The organism is Radiobacillus sp. PE A8.2, from assembly GCF_045635475.1.
In the GTDB taxonomy this organism is placed as follows: domain Bacteria; phylum Bacillota; class Bacilli; order Bacillales; family Amphibacillaceae; genus JBJGXI01.
The window spans coordinates 21,146-46,712 of the sequence record NZ_JBJGXI010000028.1; the positions used below are offsets into that span (position 1 = coordinate 21,146).

Annotated in this window: 27 protein-coding genes; 10 read left to right on the forward strand and 17 right to left on the reverse strand. The window is 38.1% G+C overall.

Annotated features, from left to right (window positions below):
* Positions 1-44 precede the first annotated feature (44 nt).
* From glpK to ACI6MV_RS15105, 6 genes are all read right to left on the reverse strand, one after another.
* Positions 45-1,535 (reverse strand): glycerol kinase GlpK, encoded by a 1,491-nt coding sequence (gene glpK, locus ACI6MV_RS15080; RefSeq protein ID WP_407271146.1) that lies wholly within the window; start codon positions 1,533-1,535, stop codon positions 45-47.
* 69 nt (positions 1,536-1,604) lie between these two features.
* Entirely contained in the window at positions 1,605-3,371 is a 1,767-nt protein-coding gene (locus ACI6MV_RS15085; RefSeq protein ID WP_407271147.1) for an alpha/beta hydrolase family protein, read from the reverse strand.
* 246 nt (positions 3,372-3,617) lie between these two features.
* Positions 3,618-4,157 (reverse strand): glycerol-3-phosphate responsive antiterminator, encoded by a 540-nt coding sequence (locus ACI6MV_RS15090; protein ID WP_407271148.1) that lies wholly within the window; start codon positions 4,155-4,157, stop codon positions 3,618-3,620.
* Between the two features lie 129 nt (positions 4,158-4,286).
* Entirely contained in the window at positions 4,287-4,988 is a 702-nt protein-coding gene (locus ACI6MV_RS15095) for a hypothetical protein (protein WP_407271149.1), read from the reverse strand.
* Positions 4,989-4,991: 3 nt separating this feature from the next.
* Positions 4,992-5,849, reverse strand: a complete 858-nt coding sequence (locus tag ACI6MV_RS15100) for an ATP-binding cassette domain-containing protein (RefSeq protein ID WP_407271150.1) — start codon at positions 5,847-5,849, stop codon at positions 4,992-4,994.
* The gene (locus ACI6MV_RS15105) at positions 5,839-6,213 is read right to left on the reverse strand and encodes a GntR family transcriptional regulator (RefSeq protein WP_407271151.1); all 375 of its coding nucleotides are present in this window, start codon (positions 6,211-6,213) and stop codon (positions 5,839-5,841) included. Before ACI6MV_RS15105 ends, ACI6MV_RS15100 begins: the two co-directional genes overlap by 11 nt.
* A 249-nt stretch (positions 6,214-6,462) precedes the next feature.
* Here ACI6MV_RS15105 and ACI6MV_RS15110 point away from each other — a divergent pair, with 249 nt between their 5' ends.
* The 3 genes from ACI6MV_RS15110 to ACI6MV_RS15120 all read left to right on the forward strand — a co-directional run bounded on the left by ACI6MV_RS15110 (position 6,463) and on the right by ACI6MV_RS15120 (position 8,216).
* Complete coding sequence (locus ACI6MV_RS15110; RefSeq protein WP_407271152.1) at positions 6,463-7,029, forward strand: DUF4256 domain-containing protein; 567 nt, start codon at positions 6,463-6,465, stop codon at positions 7,027-7,029.
* A 193-nt stretch (positions 7,030-7,222) separates the two neighbouring features.
* A complete protein-coding gene (locus tag ACI6MV_RS15115; RefSeq protein WP_407271153.1) occupies positions 7,223-7,639 on the forward strand; it encodes an RDD family protein in 417 nt (138 codons plus the stop codon).
* A 19-nt stretch (positions 7,640-7,658) separates the two neighbouring features.
* Positions 7,659-8,216, forward strand: coding sequence for an SMI1/KNR4 family protein (locus tag ACI6MV_RS15120; protein ID WP_407271154.1), 558 nt, complete (start codon positions 7,659-7,661; stop codon positions 8,214-8,216).
* Positions 8,217-8,288: 72 nt separating this feature from the next.
* Here the strand turns inward: ACI6MV_RS15120 and ACI6MV_RS15125 are convergent, their stop codons facing one another.
* Entirely contained in the window at positions 8,289-9,290 is a 1,002-nt protein-coding gene (locus ACI6MV_RS15125) for a DMT family transporter (protein WP_407271185.1), read from the reverse strand.
* A gap of 141 nt (positions 9,291-9,431) precedes the next feature.
* Between ACI6MV_RS15125 and ACI6MV_RS15130 the strand changes: the two genes are divergently transcribed.
* Positions 9,432-10,808, forward strand: a complete 1,377-nt coding sequence (locus ACI6MV_RS15130) for an aminotransferase-like domain-containing protein (protein ID WP_407271155.1) — start codon at positions 9,432-9,434, stop codon at positions 10,806-10,808.
* A gap of 133 nt (positions 10,809-10,941) precedes the next feature.
* On the opposite strand, the gene ACI6MV_RS15135 is transcribed toward ACI6MV_RS15130, so the two are convergent.
* From ACI6MV_RS15135 to ACI6MV_RS15155, 5 genes are all read right to left on the reverse strand, one after another.
* Positions 10,942-11,172, reverse strand: coding sequence for a hypothetical protein (locus ACI6MV_RS15135; RefSeq protein ID WP_407271156.1), 231 nt, complete (start codon positions 11,170-11,172; stop codon positions 10,942-10,944).
* Between the two features lie 91 nt (positions 11,173-11,263).
* The gene (locus ACI6MV_RS15140) at positions 11,264-12,013 is read right to left on the reverse strand and encodes an IucA/IucC family C-terminal-domain containing protein (protein WP_407271157.1); all 750 of its coding nucleotides are present in this window, start codon (positions 12,011-12,013) and stop codon (positions 11,264-11,266) included.
* 21 nt (positions 12,014-12,034) lie between these two features.
* Positions 12,035-13,072, reverse strand: coding sequence for a FecCD family ABC transporter permease (locus tag ACI6MV_RS15145; RefSeq protein ID WP_407271158.1), 1,038 nt, complete (start codon positions 13,070-13,072; stop codon positions 12,035-12,037).
* Positions 13,065-14,081, reverse strand: coding sequence for a FecCD family ABC transporter permease (locus ACI6MV_RS15150; protein ID WP_407271159.1), 1,017 nt, complete (start codon positions 14,079-14,081; stop codon positions 13,065-13,067). Before ACI6MV_RS15150 ends, ACI6MV_RS15145 begins: the two co-directional genes overlap by 8 nt.
* A gap of 208 nt (positions 14,082-14,289) precedes the next feature.
* Positions 14,290-15,312 carry an ABC transporter substrate-binding protein gene (locus tag ACI6MV_RS15155; protein WP_407271160.1) on the reverse strand — a complete coding sequence of 341 codons (1,023 nt, stop codon included), beginning with the start codon at positions 15,310-15,312 and terminating at the stop codon, positions 14,290-14,292.
* A 340-nt stretch (positions 15,313-15,652) separates the two neighbouring features.
* Here ACI6MV_RS15155 and ACI6MV_RS15160 point away from each other — a divergent pair, with 340 nt between their 5' ends.
* Entirely contained in the window at positions 15,653-16,885 is a 1,233-nt protein-coding gene (locus ACI6MV_RS15160) for a Bcr/CflA family efflux MFS transporter (RefSeq protein WP_407271186.1), read from the forward strand.
* A 102-nt stretch (positions 16,886-16,987) separates the two neighbouring features.
* Here the strand turns inward: ACI6MV_RS15160 and ACI6MV_RS15165 are convergent, their stop codons facing one another.
* Together ACI6MV_RS15165 and ACI6MV_RS15170 are read right to left on the reverse strand one after the other, a co-directional pair.
* A complete protein-coding gene (locus ACI6MV_RS15165) occupies positions 16,988-17,755 on the reverse strand; it encodes a hypothetical protein (RefSeq protein WP_407271161.1) in 768 nt (255 codons plus the stop codon).
* Positions 17,752-18,090: a PadR family transcriptional regulator gene (locus ACI6MV_RS15170; protein ID WP_407271162.1), complete on the reverse strand. Its 339-nt coding sequence runs from the start codon at positions 18,088-18,090 to the stop codon at positions 17,752-17,754. The genes ACI6MV_RS15165 and ACI6MV_RS15170 overlap by 4 nt, the downstream gene beginning before the upstream one ends.
* 968 nt (positions 18,091-19,058) lie before the next feature.
* Between ACI6MV_RS15170 and ACI6MV_RS15175 the strand changes: the two genes are divergently transcribed.
* From ACI6MV_RS15175 to ACI6MV_RS15185, 3 genes are all read left to right on the forward strand, one after another.
* A complete protein-coding gene (locus tag ACI6MV_RS15175) occupies positions 19,059-19,316 on the forward strand; it encodes a hypothetical protein (RefSeq protein ID WP_407271163.1) in 258 nt (85 codons plus the stop codon).
* Positions 19,317-19,362: 46 nt separating this feature from the next.
* Positions 19,363-19,818, forward strand: a complete 456-nt coding sequence (locus ACI6MV_RS15180) for an SRPBCC family protein (RefSeq protein WP_407271164.1) — start codon at positions 19,363-19,365, stop codon at positions 19,816-19,818.
* Between the two features lie 161 nt (positions 19,819-19,979).
* Positions 19,980-20,528 carry a CBO0543 family protein gene (locus ACI6MV_RS15185; RefSeq protein ID WP_407271165.1) on the forward strand — a complete coding sequence of 183 codons (549 nt, stop codon included), beginning with the start codon at positions 19,980-19,982 and terminating at the stop codon, positions 20,526-20,528.
* Between the two features lie 392 nt (positions 20,529-20,920).
* Here ACI6MV_RS15185 and ACI6MV_RS15190 read toward each other — a convergent pair whose 3' ends face one another.
* Together ACI6MV_RS15190 and ACI6MV_RS15195 are read right to left on the reverse strand one after the other, a co-directional pair.
* Complete coding sequence (locus ACI6MV_RS15190) at positions 20,921-21,661, reverse strand: RQC-minor-1 family DNA-binding protein (protein ID WP_407271166.1); 741 nt, start codon at positions 21,659-21,661, stop codon at positions 20,921-20,923.
* A 1-nt stretch (position 21,662) separates the two neighbouring features.
* On the reverse strand, positions 21,663-21,866 hold the full coding sequence (locus ACI6MV_RS15195; protein ID WP_407271167.1) for a hypothetical protein: 204 nt from the start codon (positions 21,864-21,866) through the stop codon (positions 21,663-21,665).
* A 523-nt stretch (positions 21,867-22,389) separates the two neighbouring features.
* On the opposite strand from ACI6MV_RS15195, the gene ACI6MV_RS15200 reads away from it, so the two are divergent.
* Positions 22,390-22,773, forward strand: a complete 384-nt coding sequence (locus ACI6MV_RS15200; RefSeq protein WP_407271168.1) for a VanZ family protein — start codon at positions 22,390-22,392, stop codon at positions 22,771-22,773.
* An 86-nt stretch (positions 22,774-22,859) separates the two neighbouring features.
* On the forward strand, positions 22,860-23,408 hold the full coding sequence (locus tag ACI6MV_RS15205) for a GNAT family N-acetyltransferase (protein WP_407271169.1): 549 nt from the start codon (positions 22,860-22,862) through the stop codon (positions 23,406-23,408).
* 329 nt (positions 23,409-23,737) lie between these two features.
* Here the strand turns inward: ACI6MV_RS15205 and ACI6MV_RS15210 are convergent, their stop codons facing one another.
* Entirely contained in the window at positions 23,738-25,564 is a 1,827-nt protein-coding gene (locus ACI6MV_RS15210) for a glycoside hydrolase family 66 protein (protein ID WP_407271170.1), read from the reverse strand.
* Positions 25,565-25,567 lie beyond the last annotated feature (3 nt).

A 25,567-nucleotide genomic window follows, 5' to 3' on the forward strand; every position in this document is an offset into this window, starting at 1 on the left:
CCTAGCTATTAACTTGTGATTATTATAACACATTTCTAACTAAATTACTTAAAAACTCGCGTTGCTTCGACTGCTTTTTTCCAACCTGCATACAATTTCTCACGGTCGTTTTCAGCCATTTTAGGCTTAAACGTTTCTTGAACCTTCCACTGTTTGGCAATCTGCTCGGTGCTTTCCCAGAACCCAACGGCCAATCCAGCCAAATAAGCGGCTCCTAATGCTGTTGTTTCCTTAATGACAGGTAAATCAACCGTATCTCCGATCATATCGCTTTGGAATTGGACGAGAAAATTGTTGTTTGTTGCACCACCATCAACCCGCAGCGTTTTCAAATCTAGACCAGAATCGGTAATCATTGCTTCTAATACATCTCTCGTTTGATAAGCGAGCGACTCTAGTGTAGCTCGAATAAAGTGTTCCTTAGTCGTGCCGCGGGTAATCCCAAACATCGCACCACGTGCATCACTGTCCCAGTACGGTGTCCCAAGGCCGACAAAGGCAGGTACCATATACATACCTTCCGTAGAAGCTACTCTGTTTGCATATCTCTCCGTTTCAGATGCATCTTTAATCATGCGTAAGCCATCACGAAGCCATTGCAGTGCGGAGCCGGCAACGAAAATACTACCTTCAAGTGCATATTCAACCTTGCCATCAATTCCCCATGCAATCGTCGTTAAGAGCCCATGATCCGATGTTACAGCCTTACCCGTATTCATCAGCATAAAGCAACCAGTGCCATACGTATTTTTCGCCATCCCTTTTTCAAAGCATGCCTGACCAAACAGCGCAGCTTGCTGATCACCGGCAATACCAGCGATTGGAATTTGTTGACCGAAGAAGTGATAGTCGACTGTTTTTGCATACACTTCTGAAGAAGGACGAACTTCTGGAAGCATGCTTTTCGGCACCGTTAAAATATCTAACAGTTCATCATCCCATTTTAATTCATGAATGTTATACATTAGCGTACGGGATGCATTGGAATAGTCTGTCACATGTGTCTTTTTACCTGATAATTTATAGACGAGCCATGCATCAATCGTTCCAAATAACAGATCACCATTTTCCGCTTGCTCACGCGCACCTTCGACATTGTCCAAGATCCACTTTACTTTTGTACCACTAAAATATGGATCAATCAAAAGCCCAGTTTTTTGCCTGAATAGCTCGTTATGGCCTTGCTCGCGTAGCCCTTTACAAATCTCTTCTGTTTGACGAGATTGCCAGACGATTGCTTTGTAAATTGGCTTACCTGTATGCTTGTTCCAAACTACTGCTGTTTCCCGTTGATTGGTAATGCCAATTCCGGCAATCTGGTAGGCTTCAATGTCGGATTTGCGCAGCACCTCAGCAATACACGCTAAAACAGATGTCCATATTTCATTTGCATCATGTTCCACCCATCCTGGCTTTTGAAAAAACTGCTCAAATTCATGGTGCGCCGTCTCGACAATCTCACCATTTTCATTAAAAATAATCGCACGAGAACTCGTTGTTCCCTGATCAATAGAAAGAATAAATGTTTCGCTCACTTTTGCTCCCCATCCTCTTATAAAAAAATTAACACATGCTGCAGATAGCACAGCATGTGTTTTTTAAAATTACATATGCATAACTTGACCTGCAACAATATACCAAGTGATTAAGATTGCATTTACGAATGCTCCCGCCCAAATCGTTCCTGTTTTGCGGAACAGATACGTGGACACTAGTGCCGCAATAAAGTTAACAACGACAAATTGGAAAGCAATAATCGTAATCAATGCTTTATCCCATAATAACGCACCACTGCCAAACAATACACTATATTGAATCACAAGCAACACGATAATTCCAAGTGCATTGATTAGGAAGTTCGCTCCAAACCACTTGAATGCAGTCTTCGTTTCTGTACTTGACTCTTTCATACGAAGTTGACCATGTAAAACGATGCCATTGACAATAAAGAACAATAGGAATGGAAGCACATACGTTAATACAAGGTAAAACTGTGATGCATTGATTGCTTTAAATGCCATTACCCATATACGGAAATCGACATTAAATAATCCACCAACCGCAACCGTTACAGCGTACATCACACCTACGGAGGCAAGTGCAAGTAAGATAGTTCTACCGATTACTTTAAGATCAAATGTTACTCCGTAATTAGCAATAGTTGCGCCATTTTTCTTGTTCGTATAGTGGAATATAACTAAAAGCACTGCTGCGATTACCGCATTTAGAACTGCCCACACCGCGAGTCCTGTCGTTATATTCTGACGAAGGAATGATCCTGCTGGGAACCATGCCTGGCCCCATTCCTGGAATTTGATAAATGTAGCAGCTGGAATTGCTGTTGCAACTAAACTACTAACAATCCACACCCATTTATTCGATACCGCTTTTGATTCCGGTAATTCTCTTACAACACTTGAAAAGTAATTTGTACTTAATAAATTACCCAATACAGCAATTAATAACATAATTGCACCAATGAAACCGACAAATGTGGCAATTTCTTTTGTTTTCCATGACTGTTGATCTGCGTCAATTGGATTCGGTGCTGGAATTGCATCATTTAAGAAATCAACAACTGTTCCGATTGATTCTGTTGACCAGTGTGTGCCTGGATGAATTACAGGCGGAGAAAAGTACACACGCGCTGATTGTTCCTCAAAGGAACCATATAACTTCCCTTCTTCTACAGGCTCATCTGTACCAAATACTTTCATCATTTTTTCTGATTCATTTGCATTAACTGCTTTCTCTACTCCCCACATAAGTGGAGCAAATTCATCATATTTACTGAAGACGATACCATAGTTAAAAGGTGTTTCCGCTGTTACTTCACCAGAACCGTAAGTCTCTGTGGATGATGAAACCTGAATGACGGTGTTAACTAAATCTGGATTGTCCGTAGCTGCCTTCAGGACAGACCAACCACCCATAGAGTGACCTTCAACCGCAACTTGGTCGTCATCAATAAACGGTAAATTATGAATATAGTTTAACCCTGATGTGACACCGCGGCTTAAATCAGCTGGGAATTGTTCCGAATATCCGTGGCCAGTCATGTCCATAGAAAGTACAACGTAGCCACGCTTTGCAAATTCAATACTAAACGGCTCTTGTACTTCTCTAGAGTTAATATAGCCGTGCATCGAAACAACTGCTGGATGTTGTTCTTCTAAATTCATATCACTCGGCATGTACATTAAAGCACTGTGCACAATCCCATTATCCCCAACAAAGCGGATATCCTTAACTTCTACATCTCCACCACTAGTTTGCACATTGTGTGCAATGATACTACTAATTAAAATAACGACTAAAGAAACAATAATTGCTAACGGTCTAGAAAAAAAGCGTTTGTTATTGCTACTCATTTTCATTTCCCCCTTTGTTATTCCTGCTCGGAAACAAGTTAGACCCCGTGATCCACTTAAATTAACCCACAGAAAAAGACCTCACTAATAAATCACACTTTCCCCAAAGTAGATTCATAGTGAAGGTCTCCAATCTCCCATCACGTGCTTTAACTTGTTATTTTATAATTTAAACCTTTTTGTAAGCGTTGTCAATACTTTTCGTACAATTAAATTTTGAAAGTAAGCACAATTGCTAATCCAACATTAGAGTTCCCACAATTCCGCTCTCGATGTGGTGATCGCTACGGCACCACCATCTAATGCTTGTTGGACATCTTCCTTCGTTTTAATTAATCCACCAGCAATTACCGGCAGGCTTGTTGTTTCAGCAACCTCTTGGATAACAGCTGGAACGACACCTGGCAACACCTCAATATAATCCGGCCTTACCTTATTAATCATTTTAAGATTATGATTTAAAGCATGGCTATCCAAAGCGAATAACCGCTGAATCGCGATGATTTTATTCTTTTTGGCGATTGAAATTGCTGCTCCTCGTGTACTAATGATTCCATCCACATGGACGTTGCGAATTAAAAATTCAACACCATACTCGTCTGCTTTTAATCCTTGAATTAAATCCGCATGCACGAGTACTTTTTTATTTGCACGTTTCGCGTAGGCTACTAAATCTCCTATTTGTGATAACCTTGACTCTAAAAACACAATGTATTCGTGTTCACTTTTTAAAAGCTTTTCAAAATTTTTCATATTTTTAACTGCAGGTAATATTCCGTTAAGCATCCAGATCGACCTCTCTTATTGTTACACCTACTATACCAACATTTGCAGAAGGAAAACAATGATATAGAAAACATGCCATGTACTAACTGCGTTTTTTACGACAGTTAGTACATGGCACGTTGATTCCATCTATTTAGCTTTTACAATCGTTATTTTTCTTACAAACAGGAAGGTAAACGCATATAACACAAGCCCGATAACAAATAGCTGCAAGAAGTAGGTGATGTTAATATCTGTGAACAGATTTGATAAGAAATCAAACACCCAACCCTTCGCAATTCCAAGTAACAGGGCGAGCACGATTACTCCAGCCACAATACCTCCACCAGCTAAGCCAGTTTGATAAAATAATAAGCCGAAGAAAAATAACAAAACGAGCAGGACAAACGTAATAGCAGCATCAATCGCTACCCTATTTAACCATGTATCCTCAAGAAAACTTGAGAGATGCAAAAAATTAAACGTTGTTATATCAGTTGCTTCTGTAAAGCTCAAGGTTAGTGAATGCAATGTATTACCTATTAAAGATTGAACTATTGCTAAACCTAGAAAAAGTAATCCGATGCCTAAGAATAAGTTTTTTCTCGTCGCTCCTATTTTGATCGAAAATGGGATAGCCTCTTTCACTGTCTTAAAGCCATAAATTGCGCTATAAATGTAGATTGGGAAACTTAACGAAAAATAAAATGAGCCCTCTTCGACACTAAGTAAAAAATAAGCAAAGCAAAGGGAAACGACAAGCACCCCTAATAAAATACTCCAGAAAATCATAAATGAATAACGCATATCTGTTACAAAGAAATACAATAATCCTTTTAGCTGTCTCGCCATCTGTTATGCCCCCTTCTTTCGTTCCGTTAGATGAATCATTAATTCTTGGATTGGTACTCCTTCAACACGGAGCCCACTTTTACGCGCTTCCTCCACACTTCCGTATAGATAAGCGGTCATCATTCCAGCTAATTGTTTTTTCTGAATCACTTCTTTGCCTTGAATGAAGCTTTCTACATCCTCGATTCTTCCCGATACAGCACATGTGGTGTCGCGAAGTACTTCCGCATCTTGCTTCATGACCAATGCACCGTCACTTAGAATCATCACTTCCTCAAACAACAAGCTCACTTCATCTATAAGGTGCGTCGATAAAATAATCGTACGTTTTTCTTCTTCATAACTTTCAAGTAAAAGCTCATAGAATTTTTTTCTCGAAGGTGCATCAAGTCCAATGTACGGTTCATCAAAGATGGTAATTGGTGCTTTACTCGCTAACCCAACGATAATCCCTAAAGCTGATTCCATCCCTTTTGACAATGTTTTTACTCTGGCATTGCGATCAAGATTATATTCGACAACCAGTTCATCCGCTAATTGCCAGTCCCATGATGGATAAAAATACGAATAAATCTTTAATACGTTTTTCACCTTTAAATCTCTTTTAAAATTATCGCCTTCTTTAATTAAGCAAACTGACTCTGTTAATCGTTGATTATCGAAAGGCTCTTCACCATCGATTAAAATTTGCCCACTACTCGCTAAAATATGGCCAGCCAAAATATTCATGAACGTCGTTTTACCTGCACCATTTCGTCCGAGCAAGCCATAAATTTTCGGTTCCTCTAAGGTAAATGAAATATTGTTCAATGCAGCTTTATTTTTGTACCGCTTCGATAGATTCTTCACTTCAATTTTCATCGATATCCTCCCTTTGCACCATTTCAATTAAATGATCCTTATGAATACGAAGCTTCTCCGCTTCCTTCTTTAAAGGAAGCATATAACTTTCATAAAATGATTTCTTCCGCTTTTCAATTAAAATCTCTCTCGCATCCTCCGCTACAAACATCCCGACACCTCTTCGTTTATAAAGTATCTGTTCCGAAACGAGCTCATTAATCCCTTTTGCGGCTGTGGCTGGATTAATTTTATAATAATTAGCTATCTCATTAGTTGATGGGGCTCGCTCTCCTGCATTTAGATTTTCATTAAGGATCGAATCCTCAATCTGTTCCTTAATTTGCAAGAATATTGGTTTACTTTCATCCAGATTATCTTTCATATTGGTTCCCTTCCGTTATATGGTTAACTACTTATGTAACTAACCATATAACAATGCGTTTTTAAAGTCAACTCTTTTTGGAAAAAATTAATTTCAAACACGAATGATTTGATAAATTATCAATCGTGTTATCTTCGTTACTTTTGCGTGATACAATACAAGTAGATATTTTAAGATTTAAAAGCAGGATCTTCTTGAACGAATCAGTAGAGTACGAATAAAACGAAATGCTAAAAGGAGGAAAATAATATGGCAAAGAATAGTAGAGAGTGGTCTCTAGACCAACGTGAAGAACTATTGAAAACTTTGGAATTACGATTTGAGAAAAACACGAACAGACATAAGGGCCTTGCATGGGATAAAGTACAAGCTAAACTTGAGGCTAATCCTGAAAAACTGTGGTCGCTCCATGAGATGGAAGCTTCTCTCGGTGAACCGGATGTTGTTGGTTACGATGATCAGACAGACGAATACATATTTTATGATTGTTCAGCGGAAAGTCCTAAAGGCCGCAGAAGTATTTGTTATGACCGCGAAGCGCTAGAATCAAGGAAAAAACACAAGCCTGAAAATAGCGCCATGGATATGGCAGCAAATATGGGCATTGAAATTTTAACGGAAGAACAGTACCGCGAGTTGCAGACACTTGGAACTTTTGATCTAAAGACGTCAAGCTGGATCCAAACACCTGAAAATATTAGAAAACTTGGTGGAGCAATCTTTTGTGATCGTCGCTATGATACTGTGTTTGTGTACCATAATGGAGCAGATTCATACTATGGTGCGCGGGGTTTCCGTGGATCATTAAGGGTATAAGTAACAGTTTAATAAGTAACTAACAGAAAGCTCTTTTATGAAAATTAAGTCTGGGAATTAGATACTAACTAAAGCATACCAATTTTCCCCGTTTATTTTCGCATCATAAATTACCACAATATGGATATTTATGTTAAAATAGTATTTTGTAACCATACAACTAAATTTATAAAGCGATTAGGGGAGGAATACTATGATATCAAAAAACTATGCGGGTTTTGGAAAAAGATTATTAGCGACCTTTTTAGACGTTAGCATTATTACTATTTTTATTGGTTTGTTAACCTACATCTTTGTAGGCGAATATTCTACTAATTGGACAAGTGGATATACATGGGACATCGTTTACACCATATACTTAGTTATTACACCTGTGCTTTGGGCGGGTTACATTATTGGCAAACGCATCTGCAAAATTAAATTAATTCGAACAGACGGCAACGATGTTAAATTTTCCAATACTATTTTAAGAGAGTTTGTCGGGTTCCACCTTATAGGAATTATTACGCTCGGCATTTCCTTAATCATAAGTGTTTTTATGGTAATATTTCGCGAAGATAAAAGAGCAATTCACGATATTATAGGTGGAACTTATGTTGTTGAAAAGTGATTACTAAGGAGAAGGCCAGATGAATATGGATGAATTCATCACACAATTCCATAAAAGATACCCTGAAGTTGACCGGTTTAATGTTGCGACAGATGATATGGTCAAAAGATATGAAAAAAAATTGGGATACCGACTGCCCTTTTCGTTTGTGGAATTTCTAAAGAAATTTTCCAATGGGATTTTCCTATTAGATTATGAACCTATTGGCGGTGTAAGCGAAGATTCTCCATGTAGTGATATTCAAAATGTTAATACTATACTCCCTAACATTCCAGATGAGGTCTTTATCGTTGAAACGAACGAGCATATAGCGTCTAGTCGGCTTATCTCCTTTACAATGTTTGATGCTGGTGACCATTCAGGCAATCACTGGGTATTTTTATGCGAAGATGGCGTATCAGATTATCGTGTTGGGTTTGTCAGTCAATCCTCATTAAAAATTGTAAAAGTTTTAAATAGTTTCGAAGAGTGGTTAACGATTTTATGGAAAAATGATGATGAGGATGTGCCTGCAAGTCCCGTATTCAACATTCTTTTTCCTTCATATGAAAAGAGAGATAATATTCTTTTTGACTAGTGGATTTAATATTATTGCAACAATGTCAATCATCATTTCTCTTCTCCAATAGATAGCTGGACACATCTGCACTTATTTAAATAGAATCAGCAAAATATAGTTGTCCTTGCACGTTAAATTTGAAAGTCCACAATCGTTAATAAGCGCACTGGTGACCAGCATCCATACACTGTTAATCCTTCTCCAAAGCCGGTCCCTTCTTAGCAATGGTAGCTTTTTACCAAACATAACCGAAATAACAACAATCACTGCTATCACAACTGTTAAAAATGTAATTGACTCGTCTAGGAAAACTGTTGCGAACAGTATCATCAAAAATGGTTGTAAATATTGAATCTGACTCACTCTTGCTATTCCTCCCATAGCCATTCCACTGTACCATGCAACATAAGCTAGAAATTGGCTAACAATTGCGAGGTACAGGAAGCTGATCCATGCATATATTGGGGCATCTAGCATGTCAGTTGAGAGATTTAACGCAACTGGAATAATAAAAAATGGAGCGCCGATTATAATTGCCCATGCGATCACTTGCCAGCTTCCTAATTCTTTCGATAATTTCCCTCCCTCTGCGTAACTTAATCCGAGTATGAGCACCGCTGCCAGTAATGCTAAATCAGCAAATTGCAATTGACCGAAACCAAGATGAAGTGCATACACAACCACAGCGAGTGAACCGATTATGCTTGAAATCCAAAATTTGAATGAAGGAATTTCACCTGCTCTTACCATTGCAAATCCAGCTGTTGCTAATGGTAGCAACGCTAATTCCACCGCCCCATGGGAGACAGGCAAAGATTCCATTGCCCAAGATGTTAGCAGTGGAAATCCTAACACTGCACCAACCGCAACAATAAGTAAACTCCTGAATTGCTGAAGAGAAGGTAGTTTTTCTTTTCGAACAATCAAAATTACAGCTACCAAAATAGCGGCAACAACCGTTCTCCCTAAACCAACGATTGTAGTGCCAAAATACGCTACCGCAATGCTTGTTGCAGGGAGTGTTAAGCTAAAACAAATCACACCTATGAATCCCAATATTAATCCAAGTTTCTCTCTGCCTTCACTTTGCACGTTAAACCCTCCTCTATCTGTACCATTTTTACTTTTCATAAAAAACGATTCTGCTATAATCAACATAATAATAGGTACACTTGGTCAGTTAAACCCTTTTTATAGCCATCTGTCATGGTACAGATAAAGGAGAATCTACAAATGAGCACTAAATATAATAAGATCATGGAAGCAATTAAGCGGCAGCTAGAAGATGGGACGCTTGTTGCCGGGAGCAAACTACCTTCCGTTCGGCAGCTGTCTGAGCGTTTTTCATGTAGCAAAAATACGGTGATCAAAGCCTACGAGGAACTAGAAAAACAGCATCTGATCTATGCTGTTCCTAAAAGTGGCTACTTTGTTGTGCATGAATTTCAAAAGGTGACGCATGAAAATGATGTGATTGACTTTTTGTCTGCTGGTCCAGATAAAAGCGTTATGCCATATATTGAATTTCAGCATTGCATTAACCAAGCAATTGAATTATACAAAGAAGCGCTTTTTACATACGCTGATCAGCAGGGGCTTTCTTCATTACGAGTACAAGTAGTGAAGTATTTGCAAAATTTACAAGTATTCACGCAACCTGAACGAGTAGTCGTTGTCTCTGGTTCGCAGCAAGCTCTAAATTTATTCGTATCTATGCCGTTTCCAAATGGCAAAAAAACTATTCTAATTGAGCAGCCTACTTATTTCGGCTTCATTGAATCTATTAATCTACAACAAGCGAATGTACTTGGAATCGAGTTAACGATGGAAGGAATTGACCTTGATCGTCTGGAATACCTGTTTCGGAATAATGATATAAAATTTTTCTACATGATCCCTAGATTTCATAATCCACTTGGCCACAGTTACTCTAACAGTGAAAAGAAAAAAATCGTTGAGTTAGCAGAAAAATACGATGTATATATCGTCGAGGATGATTTTTTAGGAGATCTTGATTCGGATGCAAAATCAGACCCTTTATTTTCATTTGATCCATCTGGGAGAGTCATTTATATCAAAAGCTTTTCGAAAATTTTCCTTCCAGGCTTAAGGATTGCGACAGTAATTCTGCCAACAATAATGATAAGCAACTTTTTACGTTATAAATTCAGTTCAGATTTTAACAGTTCAGCACTTTCTCAAGGTGCACTTGAAATCTATTTAAAAAGCGGGATGTTTGATAGTCATCTCAAAAAAATAAAAGAGATATACCATAATAAAATGCAACTGCTGCAAGAATCCTGTGAACGTTTGCTACCAGCTAATACTGATTTTTCAAAACCAACTTCAGGATTTTATCTGTCGATCAGTCTGCCAGAGCATGTATCAGCAAAACAAATCGTACACTTACTGAATGAACAAAACGTCTTCGTCGATGATGCCTCTAGAATGTTTTTGCCAGCATATAAAAAAGACAATCTGATTCGATTGAGCATTTCTCAAGTCGATGAAAGCAAAATTAAACTAGGAGTAGAGCGGTTGGCAGAATGTATTGCTAGCATTGATAGTCGAAGGAATAAATTTGCTTCACACAACTTTTTACGTTTTTAGCCTAGGTGTTGGATTATTTCCAACTATATAAACACCCCTCTCTGGCCCATGTTGGAGAGGGGTGTTTATGCTGATTACGTCTTCTCATCAGTAACAAAAAATGGCGTAAAAAATGATCCTATAATTGAACAAACTACCTATTCCAAAGTTCTTTTACACAATCATAGACAACACTCAAAAACAGATAAATAGTTAACAGCAACAATAAATCCATTACAATGAACTCATATATGTATTGAATGTGCACACCAATGTATGGTAATTCATGTAGAATAGGTAATTGATAATTCCCTATTTCGTTGACACTGAATACTAAGATGATAATGATGACCAATTTGACTAGATTCTCGTACAACGTATTCATCATAATCCCCCCTCGTCTGTTATTCTATATTAATACCAATTTATGTTTCCTATTTTCAACAAAAAAGCCCTCACAGCTGTAAAGACTACTTTTATTTAAACGGCATTTTCCGGAGTTGCTGCTTACTTTTCGGACAAGTGGTACAACATTTTCCCTCCTCGTTTGCCGCGTAGTAAAAACAACACGTACGGCGGCGTCGAACTTCATCTGGTTGTTGCTCTGATTTATAATATTGTCCGAGTGGATTGCGTGTCTGGCCAAACGCAGAAGCCGGTGCAGTTTCAATTAAATAGTGGAAATCCTCTGCTCGATTCGGTACCGCAGCTTCGATTCTTGTTTCATATAACCAGTACACGTACACCGCAACATTTTCCCATAAAATCGGCTTTGGCACGCCTATAGCTGATGACACTGTTACAATGATGTCAGCGACAGATGCAAACAAATCGTTAACTACTTGCTCTCGCCATGCCTCTCTATCTAGGTCACCCTTCTGACCAACGGACCGATCATGCAACAACAACTCTGGCAACCAAAGGTCACCTCTAAATTTGCTCACGATTGCACCGTTCGATAAATGCAGATTGAGCTGTTTATCATACATCGTCATTGCATAAAGAGCCGGGACGGTAAGCATAAAACCAAGCCGCTTCATCAACAGTGACGCTGCTGCAAATTGATAGTCTGTACCTAAAACTGATTTTGTCTGCTCTACATAAGCTTGAACAAATTCAACGTCTAGTAATTGCGTTAGTTCAGTAACATCTTCATCCCTCGCACTAACTGCTAGACGGAAATTTTCGATTAAAAATTGCTGCTCACTGCTCGTTAGCTTGGTCATCGCTCTACCTCCTTCGTCATGTTACATGTTTCGATTTTTGTATAATAAATAAATGAAAAACGGTGCCCCGATACCTGATGTGAACACACCTGCGGGGATATCCATAGGTAAAAACGCTGTGCGCGCGACAACATCTGCAACCATGACGATCACACCACCGATCATTGCTGTGATTAAAATCAATCCAGCAAACGAACGACCAACGAGCATTCTCGCGATATGTGGTGCAATCAATCCAACGAATCCGATTCCACCAGCAAATGCAACCGCTGATCCAGCTAGCGCGACACTGATAAATAATAGCATCATCCGATACAGCTGTACTTTTACCCCTAAAGCTGTGGCAACCTCATCACCTAGCTCCTTTGCATTAACGACGTTAGAAAATAAAAATGTAAGCGGAATGAAGATGATTAGCCACGGTAGCATCGACAATACATCCTGCCATTTAGCTGCATAAAGACTACCCGTTAACCATAAGTAAGCAGCACTTGTTGAATATGTATCACTAAGAACAATCATCAGCGTCGTAAATGCTTTCATCGCCGCCGCAATACCGATACCAATCAGTACGAGCCGTATTGGTGTCACACCATTTTTCCATGATAATCCGTAGGTTATGATTGCAACAATTCCCGCGCCTAATAATGCAGCAAACGGTAGCCATTGAATATTAACTGCCCCCATAAAGCTAACGATAAAAATAATTGCACCAACCGAAGCCCCACCTGTAATTCCAATAATATCAGGGGACGCAAGCGGATTGCGAATAATCCCTTGTAAAATTAAACCGGAGACACCAAGTGCCGCTCCAACCATAAATCCAAGTAACACGCGTGGCAAGCGCAGCGTATTAATGACGAATTCCTGTTCCGCTGACATGCCAAAGATATGTTGGATAACGGTTATTGGATCAATAAAATCACTACCAATCGATAAGCACAGCATAAATACGAGCAACGTCACAAGCAGGAGCACGAGAAATACAATGATTGTTTTTATATTGACCTGCATCGAAAAACTATCAGATTTATTGCGATATGAGTATTGTTTAGCCATTTTTTACAAGCCCCCTACGTGCAATGTAGATAAAAAACGGCACACCTAATAGTGCAGTAACTACACCGATTGGAACTTCCTGTGGCATAATTACTAATCTCGCAACAACGTCCGCTAAAAGTAGAAGACTCGCGCCAATTAATGCACTAAGCGGGATTATCCATCGGTAATCTGAACCAACAATGCCCCGCACCATATGTGGCACGATTAAGCCAACAAAACCAACTGAACCAGCAATCGCTACCGAACCACCCGCGAGCAATACCACAATTACACCCATTGTGATTTTAATCAGTACTGTTTTCTGCCCTAAGCTTTTGGCAACATCTTCCCCGGACATAAAAATATTAATTGATCCTCCAAGGAATAAAGCAACAAGTATTGCCGGAACAATGAACGGAAGGACCGGCAATAACATATCAAGGGAACGACCCGCAACAGAGCCGGCTAGCCAAAACAACACACTTTGTAGTCCCTGTTCATCGACTACCAACAGACCTTGTGTAAACGATACAAACAGTGCAGAAATTGCTGCACCTGCGAGCACAATTTTCAGTGGCGATAAGCCATCTCTTCCTAAAGAACCAAGAAAATAAACGAGCGCCGCCGAAATAGCCGCACCGATAAACGCAATCCACATGTAGTGCGTGAGCGAGCTAACCGAGAAAAAAGTAGAAGCGACAACGATAAAAAAGATTGCACCTGCATTAATACCGAGAATATCGGGCGCTGCTAATGGATTTTTCGTTAACGCCTGCATAAATGCACCCGCTACCGCTAAACTCGCACCGATTACAGCCGCAATTAGTGCCCGTGAAAGCCTGGAAGTCATAATAATCATATGCTCAGTCACTTCAGCATCATAGTGAAAAAAAGCATTATATGTAGTTTGAAATGGAATCGAGGTTTGACCAAGACTTACACTTAATACAAAGGAGAATATGCATAATAGTAAACTAGCTATGATTGCAACAATTCGGTAAGTTGTCCTCGAAATTGAGAGTTTCATATACGTCCTCTTTCGTCACTTTTTATATAGATTACAGATAATCGTCAATTTTCATAATCCTGTTTTTTAGCCATTCATTCACCAACCACATGCAGTAGTGTATTAAGAAGTTCCTATTTAAATGTGAATGCAAGGTAATTATGAGGTTGATTCACAAAGGAAAAAGGAGAAGAAACTATCCTTCTCCGCATCCCTTTCTATAATTATACTATTGTTCTAATCCAAAGCGGTCATAAATATCGTCAAGCATTAAATTTGCTGCAAGGATTCCGCCAGCCATATTCCAAGTAACTTCATCTACCATATACACCTGGTCATTTTTAACAGCATCAAGGTTTGCCCAAAGCGGATGACTCTGCCACTCTTCAAACGTTTTTGCTACAGCTGGATCATCCTCATTAAAGATATAAAAAACATCTGCGTTCATGCTAGGAATTGCTTCTTTATCAGGCAACTGTATGCCCCACTCATCACTTTGCTGACTTTCTGGTCTTGTAAAACCAAGCTCCGCTAAAATTGAACCAGCAAAACCAGTGTAATAAATACGTGCATGATCAGCTCTGAAATTTAAGACGGATACATTCACTGGCCATTCATCGCCAAGCTCTGCTGCAACCTTTTCTTTAAAATCAGCTACTCGCTCATCCCAAGCTGTTAATAGCTCAGTTGCCTTGTCTTCTTGATTCATCGCTTGCCCCATTAATTCTACTGTTCCTTTGAAATCAAAGACTGTTTCATGTGCTACTGTTGGCGCAATTTGCGCTAGCTGATCATAAATTTCTTCATGACGCATTTTGGAAGCAATGATTAAATCTGGATCAAGCTTCGCAATTTCCTCTAAATTCGGTTGTGTTTCCGTCCCTACAATAGTGACACCTTCTAAATCATCACGCAAATACTCATATGTAGGCTGCTGCACCCAAGACTCTACCGCACCAACTGGTGTCACGCCAAATGCGACTATCGCATCAGTTGCACCTTGATAAAGCGTAACAATTTTCATTGGTGTACCTTCTATCGGCGTTGTACCCATCGCGTGCGTAACTTCACGAGCATCGGACGTGGCATTCTCATCTGTTTCTTCGTCGGCACCATTTTGATCCTGCTGTTCTTGATCTTCCTCTGTATCTTCAGACGTTCCTTCCTGTCCACCACAAGCAGCTAAAAGTACGAGTGATGCAAGGATTAACGTAATCATCCACACTAATTTACGATTTGCAAATACTGACATAAAACTAACCTCCACTTAATTGATAATGATTCTCATTATTACTATCAATAGCATATATGGACTAAGTTAAAAATGCAAGCGTTTTTTGAAACTGCCATAAAAAAAAGCTTAGCCAATTTCATATACTGATTTTCAGCTATCCACAGTTGAATTAACCGTCTCCTAACTATATATAGATACAGATAGCTGTATAAGGTTGTTATGAAATTGACTCCGCTATTTAATGATTGGTAAATTATACATCTATGAATCAATCATTATACTAAACACATCAAATCCCTTATAATACAATACAATGGTTAAGGTGGTGATTTTTATGAAACAAGATAAACAAGATTCAATCGTACATAGTCCAACAGGTAAACAGCGCCTTGGGTTAGCCCTGCTTCTCGGTATGCTGTGTGCTTTAGGACCATTCAATATTGATATGTATTTACCAAGTTTGCCGCAAATTGCGGATGATTTTGAAACTCACGCCTCATTCGTACAGCTAAGCTTAACTGCTTGCTTATTCGGCCTTGCGATTGGGCAAATCATCGTTGGCCCGATTAGTGATGCAGTGGGGAGAAGAAAACCGATATTAATATTCATTTCCTTATTCGCGTTAGCATCGCTGCTTTGTGCATTCGCACCAAATATTATCGTATTAGTAATAGCTCGATTTTTACAAGGCTTCACGGCATCCGCAGGTATTGTACTGTCTCGTGCTGTTGTGCGAGATGTTTTTAATGGAAAAGAATTAACGAAGTTTTTTGCCCTCTTAATGGTAATTAATGCAACAGGTCCGATGATTGCACCAATATCAGGTGGCGCAATTTTGCTGTTGCCATTTGCGACGTGGCATACTATTTTTATGTTTCTATTTTTATTCGGCATCATCATTGTGACAATTGTTGCTTTTAAATTGAAAGAAACATTGCCTGAAAGTAAACGAGTCCCGGCCTCGATTGGTCAGTCCATACGTACGATGGGAAGCCTGTTGAAAGATCGTACCTTTATCGGTTACGCGATCGTCGTTGGCTTCGTGCAGGGTGGTACGTTTGCCTATGTTGCCGGCACGCCTTTTGTATACCAGGATATTTATAACGTATCTCCGCAGATGTTCAGTATTTTATTTGGTATTAATGGTTTAGCAATTATTTCGGGTAGTTTCTTAGTAGGACGATTAAGTGGCATTATCCACGAAAGAACGTTGCTTCGCACAGGCGTGATCGTTTCCTTATGTGCGAACACAACGTTACTTGTGATGACGATTATCCAAGGACCAATAGCAATGCTAGTAATCCCAATCTTCATCCACTTGCTTTCGATCGGAATCATCTTAACGAGTAGCTTTTCTCTAGCAATGGAACACCAGAGCAAACGCGCCGGAAGTGCAAGCGCCTTATTAGGCATGCTTCCATTATTAGTAGGATCAATGATCGCACCACTTATTGGCATTAACGAAACAACAGCCATACCAATGGGCGCATCATTATTTACAACATCCGCAATCGGCGCAATCGCCTTTTTCACATTAACAAGGCAAAGAAAAAATCAAACACAGCAGACCGAAGTCGTTGTCGAAGGATAACAAAATAGCGGAACAAGGGGTCAGTTCTCTTGTTCCGCTATTCATATTTAAAGATAAAACCTCAGCAGTATAACCATTTTTCATTTCTATAAAAACCATTCACTACTGATCAACCGATTTCTTCCTTTTCCTAACCATAATGAAAATTACAAACGCGGTAATAGCTGCGATTAAAATAATTGTAATAGCGATATACATCGGATCTTCATTAATTTCACTAGGGATGAAGCGATTAGTAATTGGGCCAATGGCTATAATAAGCGGGATAATAATCGTAAACCATGTTTTCGTATAGAAAGCAGCGCCTATAAATATTAAAACACATACAGCTGCAATGATATGATTCTGGAATGGTGTCGCTACAAAGGTTGCTTCAAAGTTTTGTTCTTGGTACCAAAGTAACAGCAAAACACCTAGCCCTGTAACGATAATGTTTGTTAAACTAACAGCCACGATAAATGCCCATTTTTTATGAAAAAGTTTTGGTAAACCTTTATACAAGAATAAGGTATAAATACTCATACATACTAACGCTGCGACTACCGCTATAACAATAATAATTGCGGAGACAGCAAACTCACCTGAAAGTGCCGGCACAAAGCCCAAATAAGCAGCTAACAATACGATTAATAACGGAATTAATCCAGCAAGCTCCCGAAAATCAGTATCCATCGACTTTCCAATGCTTTTCATATATTGCTTTGGACTTTCACCAATAATATGTTTAATATCCTTCCCTGCAGCCTCTGCTTCTAATAGATGATCTTCAAGTTCTTCTGTAATCTGATTAATCTCTTCATCATTCTTACCTTTTGATATCAAATACATCCGAAGCTCAATCAAAAACTGTTCTGACTGTTTCGAAATCATACATTCTCCCCTCTCTCCTTTTGCAATACGCTGTTAACGGTTGTGCTCAACTGTTCCCAACGCTTCACAAATAATTGCAATTCATGTTCCCCTTTTTCTGTTAATGCGTAATATTTTCGTTTCGGCCCAGCTGTTGATTTTCGTAATGTGGTGCTTACTAGATTGTCTTTTTGCATTCGAAGTAATAATGGATAGATGGTGCCTTCACTAAAATTCTGAAATCCATACGATTCCAGTCTATTCGCCAGCTCATATCCATAAATTTCCCCATCCTTAATGATCGATAACAAACAGCCATCTAATATTCCTTTTAACATTTGAGTAGTATCTGCCATCCAGATTACTCCTTTCATTACCTTGTATTACAATACATACGCATAAATAAAATTACCTTGCATTACAAGATATACATTGAATATATATTAATTTGTCTTGTATTGCAAGGTATTAATAAGATATATCTTTAAAGTAACATCACCTTTTACGGAAGGCTGCTTTCTAAAAGATTGTTGTTAGTGCACAAAACAACTAGAATCCGACATAGCACTAAACAGGCGCTGTAGAGGAGGCATGTACTGTAGTCGATGAGACGATGACGGCCACCACAGCGCTTATCTGTGACAAATGAGGCATTATTAGAATTGCGCGGCCACCAGTGCACTTATTTGGGTGAATTTGTTGTTTCAACGAGTTGATATCATAAATAAGTGCTGTGGTGGCCGTCAAATCATCGAAACTGAAAAACCAAGCGAAATAAGCGCTTATATGGCCGCTCAATCTGGTTAGCCACTCTGCTGTTGGAATAGCTAGACGCGTGACCCAAAAATCAAGAGTACTACAACGGATTTGACGTATAAAGCAACAAACTCTCCGAAAAAAGCCTTACCTAAAAACATCTCCACTATTCGTCACCAAAATCTATTGAAATACACTTGAAAATGGATATTTATGTTAAAATGCTGGTAGGTATAGATAGTATAAAAGTATTTGGTCACAGATTGCTCGCGCACAAACAATCCTATATTTTTTTTTGAGGCTTAACATGATTATCGGTACATTATTTTTGTGTCTTGTATGTAGCTATTTTTTTGTTTCATTCTTAATAAAGGCATTTCATGACGACAGTGACCCTTTACACAAAGTGTTAGCAAGTGTCTTTTTCACTTTATGGACAATAACTATGCTTGAAGTTATCGCTAATATTATTGGACGAAGTTTATTAGAGATTTTTTACATTTAATGAAGTAAGAATTGAACAGGTTGATGTGGTTGATTAATTATCAAAAAGGAGAGGTGGATGGTTTTGAATAGACTAGAATTTATAGGAGCTAGCTTACTACTATCTGGAGCAGTTCTGTTTGGTTTTATGCATCTTGCTATAGCAAATTATGTTCCAAATATGGGAGGATGGAGTGATCCTCCCGGGAAATTTAATCAGGTACTCCGTGATACTATGATTACTTTTCCATACTACTTAGGTCTTATTTTAATTTTGACAGGGCTAGTTCTCTTATTTTTAAAGGATATTATAAAAGTAATGAACTTTTTGATAGGTAAATAATCATACAGCACCTTGTAAGAATTACGCAATACAACGGAGGCAAGCGATGCCAATTATTAAACATAAGCAATTTATACACGCACCGGTCGAATTATGCTTTGACCTGGCACGAAACGTAGATGTACATATTCAAACAACTGCCAAAACAAAGGAAAGAGCAGTGAGCGGGGTTACGCAGGGATTACTAGAAGAAGGTGATACTGTCACTTGGGAAGCTATTCACCTTGGTATTAAACAAAGACTAACTGCTAAAGTAACGCACATCGACTATCCAATTGAATTTGTTGATATCATGGTAAAAGGAGCATTCCATTCTTTTACGCATACCCATCAATTTGTGGAAGAGAATGATGGCACCATCATGATTGATCTATTTGATTATCGGTCGCCTTTCGGTTTAATTGGAAGATTAGCAGACAAATTGTTTCTTGAGAAATATATGACACGATTTATAATGAGCAGAGCAAAAGAACTAAAAAGGATTGCTGAAAGTATTGATTAGGTGGTTTATATAAAAAATGGTGGATTCAGGCTTTTTTGAAGTTATATACTAACTAGCAGAATAGCTTAAAGGTAATCCACTTCAATAATCACATGTATAAAAAATTCCAATCTGAAAGAAACTAAACCAATTAATTATTTGTTTCAAGGGAAGGAATTTAAATGAACATCCATTTAGAGAATGCGTGGAAGACAAGGAAAGTACAAGATACCCTCTCTCAACTCGAACTTGAACAGTGGGTTGAGTATCAGCTGTTTTCATGGAATTGGTGGGTTCTTCTTGCATTTGTTATTACACCATGGATTGTTTGGATCAAGTTTTTCGATCGAAAAAGATTAATTGAACTTTTGTTAGTAGGTTGTTTAGTAGCTATTCCCATTATTTTGTTAGATGCAATAGGCAGCTTTTATAAATTTTGGATGTATCCTATAGAACTAGTTCCGTTTACAATAGGTTCTATAACTTTTGATTCTTCCATTGTAACCGTTACATTCATGTTGCTATATCAATATTTTAAATCTTGGAAATCCTATAGCATCGTATTAGTTACAATGGCACTCGTTTTTTCTTTTATAGGTGAACCATTAGCCCATTTTTTTAAGTGGGTGTATTATATTAATTGGAACTATTTATATTCCTTTATTATTTACATTGTTCTTGGTATGATCTTAAAATTTGCTGTCGATAACTTTAAAAGGATAAGTTCTTAGTAAATCCAACTACCTTTAGAGTTGTTCAAGAATTCAAATCAATGATCAACCCACTCAGGCTCAGAACAATGATAGTTAACACTACTTTCTTCTATCTCAATATCAGCCAGAGTAAAATTGTATCATCGCTCTCTTGTTCTCATTTCACGAGGACACCAAAAAAGTTCTCGATCTGGCTGATTTCATCACATTGGAAACATACAACCGCCATTTTTCACTAATGCGGGATCTATTTTATCTGTGTGAAATCAGGTAAAAGGAAAATCTGAGTTTCTGTTTCCATACTCATAGAACATTATGAATAGATGTTTAGCAATTCGGCCAGGTCCTGCGGCTTATTTGAATGAACACTATTTTTTCCTTTAAAATCCTACTTAAAATGTTCACCATAACTATCTATTCCTACGACATTTCCCACACCGCCTCGGATGCTGAAAACCCTTTTGTTTGAAAAACTGCTGCTCTCCTACGGTGAAAGTAAAACGATTGCCACATTCCATACATTTTATAAGTAAATCCTGGGGTTCCATTCCGACCAATGCCTCTTGAATGGATTTTTCTCTATCACGAATCGTCTGTTGATTAACAGGTTCATCCGACCCCAGGAATCTAATTGTATCGCCAATTTCCGCTCTTACCTTCTTATACTCAATTTTCTCCCACGCTTGTAAAAAAGGGATGTATCGCTGATCTTTTGTTTCTCTTATCCGCTCAAGAAAGGATAAAATCATGCCACGATTACGATCCTTTAAATAATACATATCTGGGACAGACTTGCCCTGCTCTAACCACAAATTCCATTCCTGTAAAAATTCTTCCACTCGTTGCTCCGATTCTATCATCCATCCTCGTTCCGTAAAAACTAACATCGGTAATTTACCACGATAACTTATATCTAGAAAATCATGATCAATCATCCAGTCTATCTTAGCCATAACATAATCTAGTTTTTCTGCTCGGAAATAGCCGTACACCGGGCACGCGTCCAATCCAAGCTCTAAAATTTTCTTTTCGCGAGATCCTTTTAAAATCTTGGCTAAGAGTGTTCGGCCACCTTGTGCAATCAGTTCATCAGCGGCGCGCAGAATGGCGCGAATATCGGATTCCGACAATACAAGTTGGTTCGTATTCATTTTATTGCAGCACCTTTCCAAATTTATTTTCATATAAATCCCGGACCCACACTTTTACAGTTGCTTTCCATTGCTGGTTCGATGATGGAATATTTTTCAGTAGGCTTTTCGGTGTCATGCCTAACTCTTTTGCCATCTGTATATCAGCTTGATTCAACCGACAACGCTTTTTCGCCACAGCCCATGTTGCTTGCTGCTTTCCCATTTGTTTCATCCTTTCCGTTTAATCTAAATTTCACATAATCAACTTCATAATAATGATTTCATCAATTCACATCCGCATATAGTTGTCTCGAAACTTTATACGGATATGAATTACTATGAAAGGTAATTATGAGATTGCCTTTATTATTTTTTTCCCTAAAAACATTATACTTTGAATCTATTTTTGGTCAAAACATAGAATTTCTTATAATTTATCCATCTTCACGGACAAACTTTAGAATAATTGCTATTATAAGTTTAGGTGGTAAGGAAATGGTAATCCAGTTGTTATCAGCTTATTAGACGAGCAACCAGTACACTAACGTATTAATCTGCTAGATAGAAAAGCAAGAAGATAGATTATTCAATAGAAGACGTCACAGTGGGAAGCAAAGTTGTTTTCAATTTACGATGTTGTAGCATTTGGGGCAGTACTTTTGGTATTGTATATTATTATTGATTTTATTCGGCATAAGACGAGGAGAATTATACCGAGAATCATCTTCTATAGTTTCATTTTCTATATGCTAAACGTTGTACAACTCACAACTGGAGGTATCATAATCCCTCCTCAAAGAGATTTTTCACCAAGTATGCAGGTAGTACCATTTTATTTCGTTGAGGATTTATTCAGTATGTATCGTACAAATGGTCTGGATTGGTTCTTTTGGAACTCTCTTCGGTTAACATTTTTCAACTTCATTATGCTAATGCCTCTTGGTATTTATTTATCATTATTTAAACTAAAAGGCAGGTTTAAAGCATTTCTAGTTGTATTTCTTGTAAGTTTATCGATTGAAATAATGCAGCTTACTTTTGCTCACATGGGATTAGTTAGGGGGAGAGGACTAAGTATAAATCCAATCACGCTGCCCAATGTGTTTACAATTAGGTCATCAACTATTTGATTTTATCAAGCGTGTAATTAATGACCGTAGCGTATCGAAAACTTATCAGTAATCGGAAACCGATAACAACAAGGAGGAAGAAAAATTTGTTTGAACATAAGATTGATGAAGATGTATCTTTAAGATTGTTTACAGAAGATGATGCTGAAGAATTTTACCAGTTTACGATCCGTTCAAAAGCTTATTTAAGAGAGTGGCTTGGATGGCTTGATTATATCGAAAGTGCAGAAGATTCGGCAAATAATATTAAATCCAGGCTTAAAGGAATGGTAGAAAACGGTGGGTACCCTAAATCATTCGCTATTATCTACAAAGGCAAAATTGCAGGTACGATCGGGTTTAATGACATACATAAAACAAACAGAATTGGTGTTGTTGGTTATTGGCTTGGTGAGGAGTTTCAAGGGAAAGGTATCATGTCAAAAGCCTTTGAATCACTGATAAACTATGGGTTTAAAGAGCTAAATTTAAATCGCATTGAGGTTTCTGTAGCAGTAGAAAATGCAAAAAGCAGAGCACTCCCTGAACGGTTTGGATTTACAGAAGAAGGGACAATCAGACAAGCTGAATGGCTTTATGACCATTTTGTGGATCATGTTATATATGGGCTATTGGCTGACGAATGGCTCGGATGAAAAAATTCTTATTCAACAAACGGTTTCTGTTGGCCAGATCTGATCAAATTTAATAAGTTAATTTGCAGGCAAATAAGGTGACTGTTCGCGTTATTGCTGCTAGCTAATCCCCCCAAAAGTTATTGCCTTCTATGTCCAAAGCTTCTCCAGCCATTTCTTGGTCAAAATCCGTTTGAGCAATAACTTCTTGCCGTGTTATGGTAATCAATTTCTAACACCGCATCCTGAATACCTAAAAACTATTCCACACTGTTGAAAAGTATCATCAACAAAAAGATGCCCCCATATAAATTTACGGAGGCATCCTAATGGAATTGGTATTTTATATTTTAATATTCAAAAATCACCATATCCCAATACTTTAATTGTGGAAGATTAAACGTAACCTCGCCATCTTTCTGTTCAAAATCTAGTTCTACAGCTGCACCACCATTTACGTCTGGTGAAGCCATCCAAACTTTTGATATTTGCTCATCAGCATTTACTGTGATAGATAGATCTCGTTTCGTTTCTGGCTCCACCTGGGTTCCTTGGTTATCTTTCCATTCCATAGTAGTAGCATCAGTGAAATTAATAAAATGTACTATCTCTCGATTATCTTTTTGTTTTGCAAAACTCCAAATAGAACCTTTCTTGGCTTGACCGCTAATTGAAACTTTGTCAATTGAACTTACCGTTTTTTCAATTTCAACTGCTCCATCACGTAAAAGGTTTTGATAAGCGACAGAGAAATCATAGTAACTAATCAATTGTTCCTTTAATTCGTCTGTTATCTTTAGTGATTTATTGGGAAAATATTCTTTTGCAAGCATATTCTCACCAAGTTCAATATGAGCACCACCTGCAGCGAAAATAACAGCATCCGTCATTAATACACCAGGAGCATTAAACTCACCTTGAGAATCAGCAAGGTCATAGTTCATATAAGCAGCCAATACTGTATTTAGTTCTCCATTACTTAACCTATGGTTCTGATCAATCAATTCTTTTAACTGTCCATAATAAGGGTGTTCCCAAGACTCTGTATATAAAAATTCTACCGGTGATTGTGCAATCTGTGCTTGGCCATATTGAGATACAGCGTTTAATACTAAATCAACTTGTAGTGCTTCTTTAGCATTTTTCATGAAAGGGCCATATGTTGATGGAAGATTTACTTTTTCTCCATTCCAGTTCCAAACATCCCCTCGATACCCCAATTGGTCCACATGCCAACCATCAAAATCTAAATTATCAAAAACTTGCTTTTCTTGTTGGAAAATAAACTCTTGCCATCCTTGATTCGAAGGGTCAAACAGGAAGATGTCCGTTTTCCATTGTTCAGGAAGCGGATGGTAATCTTGTGACTGTCCGTTGCTATCTTTATAAAGACCCCATTCTTTTTCTACGCCTATTTCTTCAAATTTGCTGTTTCCACCAAACAATAAATTATAATTCATTGCTTTCATATTACTTTCATGCGCAAGTTCAATATACGATTCAACCGTTTCTTTAGATACCTGTCGATTCGCTATATCCTTCCATTCAGTAGCTACTTCACCATTGTCAATTTTTATTGGTTGATCATGTCTATCCTGCCAATCGTAAAATTGAATTCCATTAATATGATACCTTTTCAAATTGTCAATAACAGCACGCTGCTCTTCTTCGCCCATCGCATAAAAGTCCGCTAGATAACCATAACGAGGAAACTTACTCCAATCAGAAGACACATCTACGGCGATTGTTTTATAATCCAACTTATGATCGTCCTCTAACAAATCAACTTCGACCATAAACCCTTTAAAATCTTGTTCTCCTGGTGTCCACTCCCATGCAATGGTTTGTTCTCCATTTAATTTAATTGTTGTTTCTTCAATCAGCTTATCCAGGTGCATATACTTCACATGGATGCTCTTATTAGAAACGTCTTCTTGTAAAGTAAGCCCAAAGTTCACTGTATCACCAGGTTTATATGCAGCAAGATCAGTCGTTATTTGTCCTAGCAAATGCCCTTGTTTTTGCGCTTCACTGCTATTTTCTGGTTGCGACTCAGCTCCTGCAATTGCATTGGAATTTTCATTATTATGCTCTTTACTGTTATTAGTACAACCAGACAATACTAGCCCTCCAATAATCAAAGCTAAAAATAGTAACTTACATTTATATTTATACATGTT